This is a genomic window from Hymenobacter nivis (assembly GCF_006439025.1).
GTDB classification, from domain to species: domain Bacteria; phylum Bacteroidota; class Bacteroidia; order Cytophagales; family Hymenobacteraceae; genus Hymenobacter; species Hymenobacter nivis_A.
Genome location: NZ_RCYZ01000002.1, coordinates 34187 through 47300, shown reverse-complemented (window position 1 = coordinate 47300; position 13114 = coordinate 34187). Strand labels below are relative to the sequence as shown.

Annotated in this window: 8 protein-coding genes; 6 read left to right on the top strand and 2 right to left on the bottom strand. The window is 63.6% G+C overall.

The window, feature by feature from the left end:
* Nucleotides 1-622: 622 nt before the first annotated feature.
* Nucleotides 623-1081: a hypothetical protein gene (locus tag EAH73_RS04585; protein WP_140465342.1), complete on the bottom strand. Its 459-nt coding sequence runs from the start codon at nt 1079-1081 to the stop codon at nt 623-625.
* A 779-nt stretch (nt 1082-1860) separates the two neighbouring features.
* Between EAH73_RS04585 and EAH73_RS04580 the strand changes: the two genes are divergently transcribed.
* The 3 genes from EAH73_RS04580 (at nt 1861) to EAH73_RS04570 (ending at nt 8218) form a co-directional block, all read left to right on the top strand.
* A complete protein-coding gene (locus tag EAH73_RS04580; protein WP_140465341.1) occupies nt 1861-5238 on the top strand; it encodes a SusC/RagA family TonB-linked outer membrane protein in 3378 nt (1125 codons plus the stop codon).
* Nucleotides 5239-5286: 48 nt separating this feature from the next.
* On the top strand, nt 5287-6738 hold the full coding sequence (locus EAH73_RS04575; RefSeq protein ID WP_140465340.1) for a SusD/RagB family nutrient-binding outer membrane lipoprotein: 1452 nt from the start codon (nt 5287-5289) through the stop codon (nt 6736-6738).
* A 112-nt stretch (nt 6739-6850) separates the two neighbouring features.
* Nucleotides 6851-8218, top strand: a complete 1368-nt coding sequence (locus tag EAH73_RS04570) for a sigma-54-dependent transcriptional regulator (protein ID WP_140465339.1) — start codon at nt 6851-6853, stop codon at nt 8216-8218.
* 159 nt (nt 8219-8377) lie between these two features.
* On the opposite strand, the gene EAH73_RS04565 is transcribed toward EAH73_RS04570, so the two are convergent.
* Nucleotides 8378-8689 carry a hypothetical protein gene (locus EAH73_RS04565; RefSeq protein WP_140465338.1) on the bottom strand — a complete coding sequence of 104 codons (312 nt, stop codon included), beginning with the start codon at nt 8687-8689 and terminating at the stop codon, nt 8378-8380.
* A 414-nt stretch (nt 8690-9103) separates the two neighbouring features.
* Here EAH73_RS04565 and kdpF point away from each other — a divergent pair, with 414 nt between their 5' ends.
* The 3 genes from kdpF to kdpB all read left to right on the top strand — a co-directional run bounded on the left by kdpF (nt 9104) and on the right by kdpB (nt 13072).
* Nucleotides 9104-9184, top strand: a complete 81-nt coding sequence (kdpF, locus tag EAH73_RS24010) for a K(+)-transporting ATPase subunit F (protein WP_193560192.1) — start codon at nt 9104-9106, stop codon at nt 9182-9184.
* 43 nt (nt 9185-9227) lie between these two features.
* Nucleotides 9228-10934, top strand: a complete 1707-nt coding sequence (gene kdpA / locus EAH73_RS04555) for a potassium-transporting ATPase subunit KdpA (RefSeq protein ID WP_140465337.1) — start codon at nt 9228-9230, stop codon at nt 10932-10934.
* A 92-nt stretch (nt 10935-11026) separates the two neighbouring features.
* Nucleotides 11027-13072: a potassium-transporting ATPase subunit KdpB gene (kdpB, locus tag EAH73_RS04550; protein ID WP_140465336.1), complete on the top strand. Its 2046-nt coding sequence runs from the start codon at nt 11027-11029 to the stop codon at nt 13070-13072.
* Nucleotides 13073-13114 lie beyond the last annotated feature (42 nt).

The window sequence follows — 13114 nt, the reverse complement described above, 5'->3', positions numbered from 1 at the left end:
TTGTTTGTTTTGGAAAGGGGTAATGTGATTTTTTGATCGATGTGCCGGGACTAAAAGACAACTTGCGTTGGCTCGCCCCCTCGCTTTAATAGGAAATACAACCTTTAAAGCGGCACCGTGAGGCCTTTATGAAAAGGCGGTTTATTCCCTCCTGCTTGGGTAATAGCAGCACGCATTTTTTACGGGGTACCGTAATGAATTAATTAGCTCAACCGCATGCTATAATTAAATAGCTTGTAGCTAATAAGCTGCCTAATTAATAATGCTTTCGCGGACGGGCCAGCCATAGATTTTGCAGAAAAATCTACGAAAAGCAATAATTAAAGCAGCCTATTGAATCGGGTAGAAATGGCTGCACAAGCCAATTCGCAACTACCGCCAGCCTCTCAATACCGTGCAAAACGCTGGTCACTCACGTAGCCCGCAGCGCCTGCAGTGGGGTATTCAACCGTTGGGGCCCTGCCCCGGAAGCGGGGCCAGCGCTGACGATGCAGGCCCGGCCGACGAGGGCCAGCAGCACCTTCCGGCAGGGTTCGGCCGGTAGCCGGCGAGTACTTGCGCGGAACGTTTTGCTCAACCAACTTCGGGGCGGCGGCGGGCCTGGGCGCGCCAAGGCAAGGGCTTAGTTAGGGCCCTGGTGCGTCGGCCCGCGGAATTCACGGTCGCCGACGAATGAGCATTGTTCCGGGTCGTCGCCATCCAGGGTGTAGTTGATGGTCAGGATGTTGCCATCAACGGTGCCGGTCGCGGATATATTACCGCGGTAGGTGTCTTTGCCAACCGTGTACTGGTAGGGCGTCTTCGGCACCGTAATGTTTTTGCCGTCTACGGTCGCCTCGTACACTTCCCCAATACCGTACAGGTTGGAGATAAATACTTTACCATTGCCAGCATCTGCCTGGTTGTAGATGGTAATGGTGTAGGGGGCCCCCGGAGTGGTTGGACACTTTTCGGTTCCCACGAAATTGCCGGCTATTGGCGAGAGGACGCTGACTTCAGTATCGTCCTTTTTGCAGCCAGAAAATGTAGTTCCTAGCGTTAGTAAACTTATAGCCAGGCCTAAAAGAGGAAGTTTGTTCATAGAGAAGAGTGGTGGGTGGGTGGAAAGATGATTTAGCGTCAATAACACTGCTGCCGCTAAGGTAATTAAATTAAATAGAGGGCAGGATAGCTTGGCCTAATTCGCGGCGCACGGATTCATTTAATGAATTCCGTCGGGGCTAACAGATTAGTGAATTTGGCTTATTTAGCCAAGCCCTCAAAGCAATTTCAGCTGCGCCGGGCAGGGCATTGTGGCTGCGCATTGGCAGGCTTGTGCGCCCGCGCGCTGGTTGGCTGCACAGCGGCCGTGGCCAAATAGGCACCAAGATTTTCTGGGGGGGAAGTGCTAGGCCTAGTGCCTGCATTACCACCTGCGCAGTAAAAAGCACCCGCCGCCGCTAAGGCGGGGCCGGGAAACTGTAGGCCGGCGCTAAATTCTGACCCACTTAAAAGAGCCCGGGGCCCCTGCTGTGCAGCGGGGCCCCGGGCTCTTTGTGCATTTGGCGGTGAAATAATTGACCGTTAGGGGCCCTAGAATAGTACCGTCGAATATTATTTTTCTTGTATTTCAACGATTTAACTTATTCTTAATCAATTGCTCACCATTGGTTGACACAAATTGCTGCTACGGAAAGCAGAGAACAGGCCGGGCGCCGCGGATGGCTAGCAACAATTACGCTCCGCTGAACAGCGGCGAGGGCCCCCAGGGCCCCGATTAATCCCAAAAACAACGCATAAGCGAGGCGCCGATTTTCTCTTTATCAACCCGCCTCATTTTTTCATCCCTCCCCCCTTTTCATTCACCAAACCAAACCAAAAATGAAGCAAACTCTATTATTGTTTGTCCTGCTGCTTGGCGGCCTGTTGCAGCAGGCCCAGGCGCAGAACCGAACCGTTTCGGGGAAAATAACCGACCGGTCCACCAGCCAGGGCTTGCCCGGGGTGACGGTGATTGTGACGGGCCGCCCCACTTTGGGCACCACCAGCAACGCGGAAGGCAACTTCTTGCTGAACGACGTGCCAGCCGATGCCACGGCGCTGACGTTCAGCTTTGTGGGCTACGCCACGCAGGAGCAGCCCATTACCGGGGGCCCCATGCGGGTGGCCCTGGCCGTGGACGCCAAGCAGCTGAGCGAGGTGGTGGTGACGGCCCTGGGCCTCCAGGCCAACCGCGACCAGCTGGGCACGGCCCAGGCCACGGTGCAGGGCTCGGCCCTGGTGAGCTCGGGCGAAACGAGCGTCGTGACCGGCATTTCGGGCAAAACGCCGGGCGTGCTCATCACCCGCTCGTCGGGCGATCCGGGCGCCAGCGCCAACATCCAGATTCGGGGCGCGGCCACCATCACGGGCAACTTGCAGCCGCTGATTGTGGTGGACGGCATTCCGATTTCGAACTCGTCGGTGGGCAACGACGGCATTCTGACCAGCAACGGCGGGGCCGGCTCGAACCAGGTGGACGGCGTGGTGCAGGCCTCGCGCCTCAACGACATCAACCCTGACGACATTGCCTCGATGGAAGTGCTGAAAGGCGCCGCCGCGGCCGCCCTGTGGGGCACCCGCGCCGCCAACGGCGTCATCGTCATCACCACCAAAAAGGGCAAGCTCGGCGACCGCATGCACATTGCCGTGCGCTCGGCCTTCAGCTTCGACCGCATCAACAAGACGCCGGCGTTGCAGCTCAACTACGGCCAGGGGGCCGGTGGCCTGTACGCATTTGGCAACCGCACCAACTGGGGCGACTACATCGGCGACCGCACCGGCGGGGCCGATACCCAGATTACCGACCCCACGGCGGCTGGCTACCGCGGCTTCGTGACCTTCCCCGACGGCAGCACGCAGTACGCCATTGCTAACGGCACGGCGGCCAACCCCCACGGCGGCAAAAACAGCCAGCAGACTTATGACCACGGCCGCGACATTTTCGGCACGGGCTACTACCGCGACAACTCCATCGAGTTCAGCGGCGGCGACGAGAAATCGACGTATTTCCTGAGCGGCAGCAATACCTACACCAAGGGCATTGTGTACAACAACAGCGACAACAACCGCACGACCATCCGCGCGAATGTGACCCGCAACCTATCGGACAAGTTCAGCTCGGCCGTGAACGCGACGTATGCCCGCACTTACTCCAGCCGCATCCAGCAGGGCTCCAACGTCAGCGGTATCTTCCTGGGGGGCCTGCGCACCCCGGGCGACTACAACAACAGCCAGTACTACGGCGACTACACCAGCGCCACCGGCGTCGTCACGACCGGTACCCAGGTGACTTACCGCCAGCCGCTGGGGGCCGGCAACCCCGGCTACGACAACCCCAACTGGACCATCAACCGCGTGACGAACAACTCGCTGGTGAACCGCCTGGTGGGCTCGGCCGAGCTTAACTACCACCCCACCGACTGGCTGAGCTTCCTGAACCGCACGGGCGTGGACACTTACAACGACCGCCGCGAGGCCTTCTTCCCGCGCCAGTCGGCGGCCCAGCTCACGGGCTCCGTAACGGAGGAGAACATCACCGAAACCCAGGTGAACAACGACTTCATCGTGCGGGCCAACCACAACTTCAGCGAGAACTTCTCGATTTCGGGGATTTTGGGCAACAACCTGAACGAGCGGCGCGCCGACCAAGTGGGCGCTTCGGCCACCAACATTGTGAACGTGTTGTCGCCGCCGCAGCTCAACAACTCGCCGGCCACCGCCCGCACCCCTTTCAACCTGAAAACTGTGCTGCGCACGGCGGCCGTGTACGGCGAAGTGGACGTGGCCCTGCTCAACCAGTTTTTCCTGACGGGTACGCTGCGCGGCGAAGCAGCTTCGACGTTTGGCACCGCCACCAAAAACACGTTCTACTTCCCTTCGGGTACGTTTGCCTGGCAGTTCACCAAAGTGGGGGCCCTAGCCGATAAGCAGGGGCTGACCTTCGGCAAGCTGCGCGTGGCCTACGGCCAGGTGGGCGTGCAGCCCGGCCTGTACCAAACCCAGACGTACTACGTGCCCGCCAGCGGCCAGTTCGTGGACGGCTACGGCCCCGCCCTGGACGTGGCGGCCTACGGCGGCGGCTACATTCGCAGCACCACCCAGGGCAACAATACCTTGAAGCCCGAGCGCAAGCAGGAAGTGGAAACCGGTCTGGACCTACGCTTCTTGAAGGACCGCATCAGCTTCAGCGCCACGTACTACAACAACAAAACGACCGACGCCATCCTGGCCATCTCGAAGCCCTACACCACGGGCTTTGCGTCGCAGTACCAGAACGCGGCCGTCATCACCAACAAGGGCATTGAACTGCAGCTGGACGGGGCCATCATCAAGACCCGGGATTTTGGCTTCAACCTGGCCGCCAACTTCTCGCAGAACAAGAACAACGTGGCCAACCTGGCCGGCGTCAGCTCGGTGTTCCTGAACGGCTTCGGCGGCAACTCCGTGAACTCGGTGGCCATCCAGGGCCACCAGCTGGGCACGCTGTACGGCTCGCGCTTCCAGCGCGCCACCGACGGCACCGGGGCCCTCGTGCTCGATGCCCAGGGCTTTGCCCAGCTCGACCCCAGCAACGGCGTGGTGGGCGACCCCAACCCGCAGTGGCGCGGGGGCCTCGGCGCCACCTTCCGCTACAAGGGCGTGTCGCTGTACGCTTTGTTTGACCACGTGCACGCCTTTGACGTGTGGAACGGCACCCGCGGCATCACCAACTACTTCGGCACCTCGGCCAGCAGCGGCACCCGCACCACGCTGAGCGCCGCCGACGCGGCCGCCACCAAAACCTTCGGCGGCGGCACGGTGGCCTCCAAAGTGGGCCAGAATGCCGCCTACGTGGCCAACGCCGACGGCAGCGTGACCTTCCGCGGCACGGTGGCCAACTACGGCGGGGGCCCCGTGGCCCTCGACGAGGACTGGTACACGCTGGGGGCCGGCAGCGGCTTTACTGGCGCCGGCGAGCAGTACGTGGAGCACGTGAACACGACCCGCCTGCGCGAAGTGACGCTCTCCTACTCGCTGAACAGTGCGGGCTTCCGCGACGCTACCAAGCTGCAGTCCATCGACTTCAGCCTGACCGGCCGCAACCTGTACCTGTGGACGAACTACTCGGGCGTGGACCCGGAAACGAACCTGACGGGGGTATCCAACGGCCGTGGCCTGGACTACTTCAACAACCCGAGCACGCGCTCGATCTTGTTCTCCGTCCGCCTCACTTATTAATCCCTCCCGTCTTCTTTATTCGCGGATGCCCCGCGCATCCCTGCTGATATGAAAAAACAACTAAGATTCCTCGTCCCCGGGCTCCTGGCCGCGACGGCACTGGCGGGTTGCGAAAAATTCACTTCCGGCTACGACATCAACCCCAACGTACCGCTGGGGGCCTCTACCTCACTGCTGCTCACGTCGATAGAAGTGGGCACAGGCTTGCAGGAAGAGGCCAACGCAGCCCGCTTGTCCGGCATCTGGACGCAGCAGTTTACTGGGGTGGCCCGCCAGCACGCCGGCCTCGACGTGTACCAAACCCTGGCCTCGGACTACGACGGCGACTGGGGCGACTTCTACCTGAACGTGAGCAACAACGCCCGCCTGGCCGAGGCCAGCGCCGACGTGGACAAGAACCCGCTCGTGAAAGGCATCGTCCAGACAATAGAGGGGTTGTCCATCGGCCAGGCCACTGCGCTATGGGGCGATGTTCCGTACTCGGAAGCCTTCAATGCGACCATCACCCAGCCCAAGTTTGACGCCCAGAAGGACGTGTACACCAGCGTGCAAGCGCTGCTGACCGACGCAGCCGCCAACCTGGCCAAGCCCGGGGCCAGCCCTGGGGCCGCCGATATTTTCTTTGCCGGCAGCAGCTCGAAGTGGCTGGCCGTGGCCAACACGCTGCGCGCCCGCTACGCCCTGCACACCAAGGACTACGCCAACGCCGCCAAGTACGCCGCGCTGGGCGTATCGGCCCCGGCCAACAACCTGATTATGCCCCACGCGGGCACGGCCTACCAGGTGGACCTGAACGTAATCTACTCGTTTCTGGACCAGGACCGCCCCGGCGACATCACCGCCGACGGGGCCTTTGCCACCAAGCTGCTGGCATCGGGCCACACCAACTCCAAAACCACGGAAACGGGCCGCCTGAACTACTTCTACACCAAGACGTTCGTTAACGGCACGGCCACTGGATACGCTTCTGTTGACTACGAGCCCAACATCTACGACGGTGCTTTCACCTCGAGCTCGCCCTACCCCATAGTAACCTACGCCGAAACGCAGCTGATTCTGGCCGAGGCGCAAATTCGGACGGGCAACTTCACGGCGGCGCTGGGGGCCCTAAACGCCGTGCGCGCCTACCACGCCGGCAGCAGCAGCCCCTACGCCGCCAACGGTGCGGTGAAGTACGACGCCTACACGGCCGATGATTTTGCCGCCGGCGGCATCGCTGCCTACGGCGCGGCCAACGCCAACGAGTCGCTGCTGAAGGAGATTCTGACCGAGAAGTACCTGAGCTTGGTGGGCCAGATCGAGCCCTTCAACGACCAGCGCCGGGCCCGGCCGCTGGCCGGCGGCAGCGTGCTGGCCAAGAGCTTGATCGGGGTGACGCCCAAGAAGGGCACTTCGCTGCCCCAGCGGTTCCTGTACCCCCAAATTGAGATTACGACCAACCCCAACACGCCCGCCCAAACCGTGACGGACCTGTTCACGCCCACCAGCGTGAACCAGTAACCGCCCGGGCAGCCGCTTTTTTAGGGCCCCGCACCGCTTGGTGCGGGGCCCTTTTTGCGTAGTGGGCGGGCCGCGTGGCCGTTCTTTGGGGGCCCACTTGCCCCGCCCGCCCATGCCCACCGGCACCATTTTGCTGATTGACGACGAAACCCAGCTGCGCACCGTGGTGGGGCGCCTGCTGGAGTTGGAAGGCTACACCGTGCTGCAAGCCTCCGACGCCCGCCGCGGCCTGCAAGCCCTGCACGACCACGCCGACGAGGTGCTGCTGGTGCTGAGCGACGTGAAGCTGCCCGACGGCCACGGCGTGGAGCTGCTGCCCCGCTACAAGGCCCAGGCCCCCCTGGCCGAAGTGGTGCTGATGACCGCCTACGGCACCGTGGCCGACGGCGTGCGCGCCATGAAGGCGGGGGCCTTCGACTACCTCACCAAGGGCGACTCCGACGACCAGCTGCTGGTGGTGGCCGAGCGGGCCGTGGAAAAAGCGCGCCTCCAGCACCGCGTGGCCGACCTCGAGCGCCAGGTGGCGGGGGCCCAGTCCACGTTCGACGCCATCATCGGGCACGCGCCGGCCCTGGAAGCGGCCAAGCACCTGGCCCGCCAAGTGGCGCCCACCGACGCCACCGTGCTGCTGGGGGGCCCCACGGGCGCGGGCAAGGAGCTCTTTGCCCAGGCCATCCACGGGGCCAGCGGGCGGCGGCAGAAGGCGTTTGTGGCCGTCAATTGCAGCGCCTTTTCGCGCGAATTGCTGGAGTCGGAGCTGTTTGGCTACAAGAAGGGCGCCTTCACGGGGGCCCAGGCCGACAAGAAGGGGCTGATTGAGGAAGCCAACGGCGGCACGCTGTTCCTCGACGAGATTGGCGAGCTGGAGCTAGGCCTGCAAGCCAAGCTGCTGCGGGTGCTCGAAAGCCAGGAGTTCCTGAAAATTGGCGACACCAAGCCCACCCGCGTGAACGTGCGCCTCGTCGCCGCCACCAACCGCAACCTCAAGCAGGAGGCCGACGCCGGGCGCTTCCGGCCCGACTTGTACTACCGCCTTTCGGTGTTTGAGGTGCAAGTGCCGCCCCTCAGTGCCCGCCGCGCCGACGTGCCCGCGCTGGTCGAGTTCTACTCGCGCCAGCTGGCCGCTAAGCTCACCCGGCGGCCCCTGGTGCTCACCGCCGAGGCCCTGCGCGCCCTGCAAGCCTACGCTTGGCCCGGCAACGTGCGCGAACTGCGCAACGTGCTCGAACGCGCTGCCATCCTCACGCCCGCCGGCCAGCCGCTCGACCTCGACGGCCTGCCGTTGGAAATTCAGCTCGCCGCCGCGGCCCCCGCCGGCCCCGCCGCGGCCGACGATGAGCGCAGCCTGCGCCGCGTGGAGGAGCAGCACATCCGCCGCATTTTGCTGGAAGCCGGCGGCAACAAAACCGAGGCCGCCCGGGTGCTCGGCATCGGCCTCACCACGCTCTACCGCAAGGTGCAAGAGTACGGGCTGGGGTAGCGGGGGCCCTGTTCAATACAGCTTCAATACAGCCCCAGGTTACCCCGGGGCCCCTGTGCTTCGGTGCGGCAACCCGCCTGAGAGCCGCGCCCGAAGCGGCAAAGCACCCTACCAAAATGGTAATTCCCCGGCGCCGCCCGCGCCGGGGCCCTAACTAGCCTACCGGGCAATGCCGTGCGGCGGCAGGTCGCCGTTGAATTCGCCGTGGGCGGCCCACAGCTCGTAGGCGGGCACCGACAGGCGCGGGGCCATGAACGCGCGCATGGCGTAGCCCCGGCACTCGAGGCAGTAGCGCAGGAAGTGGGGCTCGGCGCGGCTGGCCACCAGGCCGCGCGCCAGCAAATCGGCCCGGCGGGCGGGGGGCTGCTCGTCGAGCCAAGACAGGAAATCGGTGGCGGTGAGGGGCAGGGCGTTGGCCTGGGCGTAGTAGGCACGGGCGGCAGCGGTGATTTCGGCCAGTAAGTCGGGCATAGAGCAAGCTGGGTGGTAATGCTCCTGGGAATGCCAGTGCCGTGCCAGGGGCCCCAAAAGCCCGCCCATGCCGCCCTGGGGACCCAAGCGGCCGTTCATGCCCGCCGGCACCCTACCGTTTTGGAAAGCACCCTACCAAAACGGTAGGGTGAGCGGGCCGCCAGGGCCCCGGTGTGGGACGCCAAAAAAATATTTATTACTGACAATCTGATTGTTACGCGCAAGAGCAGGTGCCGTGCGGGGAATGGGTGCGCCGTTGGCTTACGGCCCACGCAACCACTTATTCTTCACTAAAAGTTTTCGCCATGGCCCCCGCCCTCATGATTCCGGTCCTCTCTGCCGCCGGCATCGGCTTCTTCTGGCTCTTCTACAAATCGGTCGATTTTTTCGACCACATCTAATCCGCCCCGCGCCATGATGTTCGCCCTTTTGCTGCTTGCCCTTGCCACCTTCGGCTACCTCTGCTACGTGTTGCTGAAACCGGAAAAATTCTAACCGGGGCCCCGGCGCCTTTCGGCGGGGGCCCCACCCTCTTACCATGAACAAAGAACTTCTCGGCATCCTCGTCATTTTCGGCAGCACCGTGCTGCTGGCCGTGCCGCTGGGCCGCTACTTGGCCACCGTGTACCGGGGCGACAAAAGCTGGTCCGATTTCCTGGGGCCCCTGGAGCGCCTCATTTACCGCCTGGGCGGCGTGCGGCCCGAGCGCGAAATGAGCTGGCAGCAGCACCTGGTGGCGCTGCTCACCATCAACTTGGTCTGGTTCATTTGGGCCATGTTCGTGCTCTGCACCCAGGGCAGCCTGCCGCTCAACCCCGACCACAACCCCAGCATGTCGCCCGACCAGGCGTTCAACACGGCCATCTCCTTCCTGGTAAACTGCAACTTGCAGCACTACTCCGGCGAGTCGGGCGCCACGTACTTCTCGCAGGTGTTCTGCCTGATGTTTTTGCAGTTCGTGACGGCCGCCATCGGCATGGCCGCCTGCGTGGTGGTGTTCAACGCCCTGCGCGACCGCACCACCGAGAAGCTGGGCAACTTCTACGTTTACTTCCTCAAGAGCATCACCCGCGTGCTGCTGCCCATTGCGCTGGCCGTGGCGCTGGTGCTCGTGTTTCAGGGCACGCCCATGGGCTGGGCCGGCAAGGCGCCACTCGTGACCGTGCAGGGCGACAGCACCTTCGTGAGCCGGGGCCCCGTGGCCGCCATGGTGGCCATCAAGGAGCTGGGCACCAACGGCGGCGGCTTCTTCGGGGCCAACTCGGCCCACCCGCTCGAAAACCCCACCTACCTCACCAACGCCGTCGAGAACTTCGCCCTGGTGCTCATCCCACTGGCTTTGGTGTTCGCCTTCGGCTACTACATTAAGCGGCCCCGGCTGTCGTACATGGTGTTCGGGGTGATGACGGTGGGCTTCCTGATGCTGCTGGCCCCCACCGTGTACTACGAAACCCACGGCAACCCCGCCATCGCCCACATGGGCGCCGACCAGCGCCTGGGGGCCCTGGAGGGCAAGGAAGTGCGCTTCGGCGCGGCGGCCTCGGCCTACTGGGGCATCACCAACACCGTCATTTCCTGCGGCTCGGTGAACTCCATGCACGACTCGCACATGCCCGTGTCGGGCATGGCCGAGCTGCTGGGCATGATGACCAACGCCTTCTACGGCGGGGTGGGCGTGGGCTTCCTCAACTTCTTCGTGTTCGTCATCATCGCCGTGTTCATTTCGGGCCTGATGGTGGGGCGCACCCCCGAATTCCTGGGCAAGAAGATTGAGGCCCGCGAGATGAAAATTGCCATAGTAGTGGCCCTGCTGCACCCGCTGCTCATCCTAGCCGGCACCGCCATGGCCGCCCACCTCTACGTGGGCAACCCCACGGCCTACGCCGGCTGGCTGGCCAACCCCGGCTACCACGGCTTCTCCGAAATGCTCTACGAGTACACCTCCGCGTCCGCCAACAACGGCTCGGGCTTCGAGGGCCTCGGCGACAACACACTCTGGTGGAATATCAGCACCGGCGTGGTGATGATCCTGGCCCGCTACCTGCCCATCATCGGGCCGGTGGCCATCGCCGGCCTGCTGGCCCGCAAAAAGTACATCCCCGAAAGCGCTGGCACCCTGCGCACCGACACGGGCACCTTCGGCATCATGGTCTTCTTCGTGATCTGGATCATCGCCGCCCTGGCCTTCTTCCCCGCCCTGGCCCTGGGGCCCCTGGCCGAGCACTTTACGCTGTACGCCCGCTAGGGCCCCGCACCCGCCGCGCCGGCCTTCTCCCTTCCTCGCTTTTACCCAAAAAAACCTAACAGCTAGCAGCCCTCGGCCAACAGCTTCCGACAATGGCAACCCAGTCCCAATCCCTTTTTCAACCCGCCCTCGTCCGCGAAGCCATCGGCCAAGCGTTCGTGAAGCTCGACCCGCGCATCATGTTCCGCAATCCGGTCATGTTCACCGTGGAGTTGGGCACGGTGGTCATGTTCTTCGTCACCATCGGCCTGCTCGTGCGGCCCGACGCGGCACAGGGCAGCTTCAGCTACAACGCCACGGTGTTCGTGGTGCTGTTCCTCACGCTGCTGTTCGCCAACTTCGCCGAGGCCATTGCCGAGGCCCGCGGCAAGGCCCAGGCCGACTCGCTCCGCAAAACCCGCCAGGACACGCCCGCCAACGTGCGCCAGCCCGACGGCACGATGACGGCCGTGAGCTCAGCCCAACTGCAAAAAGGCCAGGTGTTCGTGGTCGAAGCCGGGGAGATCATCCCCACCGACGGCGAAATCATCGAGGGCCTGGCCACGATTGACGAGTCGGCCATCACCGGCGAATCGGCCCCGGTCATCCGCGAGGCGGGCGGCGACAAGTCGTCGGTCACGGGCGGCACCAAGGTGCTTTCCGACCGCATCGTGGTGCAGGTGACGACGGCCCCCGGCGAGTCGTTTCTCGACAAGATGATTGCCCTCGTGGAAGGCGCCTCGCGCCAGAAAACGCCCAACGAAATTGCCCTCACCATCCTGCTCGCGGGCTTTACGCTGGTGTTCGTCATCGTGTGCGTCACGCTCCAGCCGTTTGCTGAGTACGCCCGCACCCCGATTGCCATTTCGGCCTTCATCGCCCTGTTTGTGTGCCTGATTCCGACCACGATTGGGGGCCTGCTTTCGGCCATCGGCATCGCCGGCATGGATAGGGCCCTGCGCGCCAACGTCATCACCAAGAGCGGCAAAGCCGTGGAAACGGCCGGCGACATCGACGTGCTGCTGCTGGACAAAACCGGCACCATCACCATCGGCAACCGCAAGGCCACCCACTTCTGGCCCGCCCCCGGCGTGCCGATGCTGGAGTTTGTGGAAAAGGCCACCATCAGCTCGCTCACCGACGAAACCCCGGAGGGCAAGAGCATTGTGGAACTGGCCCGCGACAACAAAGTGAACCCCCAGGCCCTGCAAAGCCGCCTCGACGGGGCCGAGCTTATCAAGTTCACGGCCGAAACCCGCTCCTCGGGCGTGACGCTGGCCGGCGGCACCCGCATCCGCAAGGGCGCCGCCGACGCCATCCGCCGCCTGGCCGAGGCCGCCGGCCAGCCCTACCACGACGACGTAGCCGACCGCGTGAAAGCGGTGGCAAGCAACGGCGGCACGCCGCTGGTGGTGAGCGAAAACGACCGCGTGCTAGGCGTGGTGGAATTGCAGGACATCATCAAGCCCGGCATCCAGGAGCGGTTCGAGCGCCTGCGCAAAATGGGCATCAAAACCGTAATGGTGACCGGCGACAACCCGCTCACCGCCAAGTTCATCGCCGAAAAAGCCGGTGTGGACGACTTCATCGCCGAGGCCAAGCCCGAGGACAAGATGCAGTACATCCGCGCCGAGCAGCAGGCCGGCAAGCTGGTGGCCATGATGGGCGACGGCACCAACGACGCCCCCGCCCTGGCCCAGGCCGACGTGGGGGTGGCCATGAACAGCGGCACCCAGGCCGCCAAGGAAGCCGGCAACATGGTGGACCTCGACAACGACCCCACCAAACTCATTGAGGTGGTGGAAATTGGTAAGCAGCTGCTGATGACGCGCGGCACGCTCACCACGTTCAGCATCGCCAACGATGTGGCCAAGTACTTCGCCATTGTGCCGGCCCTGTTCATGGTGGCCATCCCCGCGCTGGGGGCCCTAAACGTGATGGGCCTGAAGTCGCCGCAGTCGGCCATCCTGAGCGCCGTTATTTTCAACGCCCTCATCATCCCGGCGCTGGTGCCGCTGGCCCTGCGGGGCGTGGCCTACCAGGCCGTGGGCGCCTCGGCCCTGCTGCGCCGCAACCTGCTCATCTACGGCCTCGGCGGCGTCATCGTGCCCTTCATCGGCATCAAGGCCATCGACCTGGTAGTGGGTCTGTTTTTGTAATTAATTCACCGTCAAGGCATAATTGGCCGTCGTGCAGCGCAC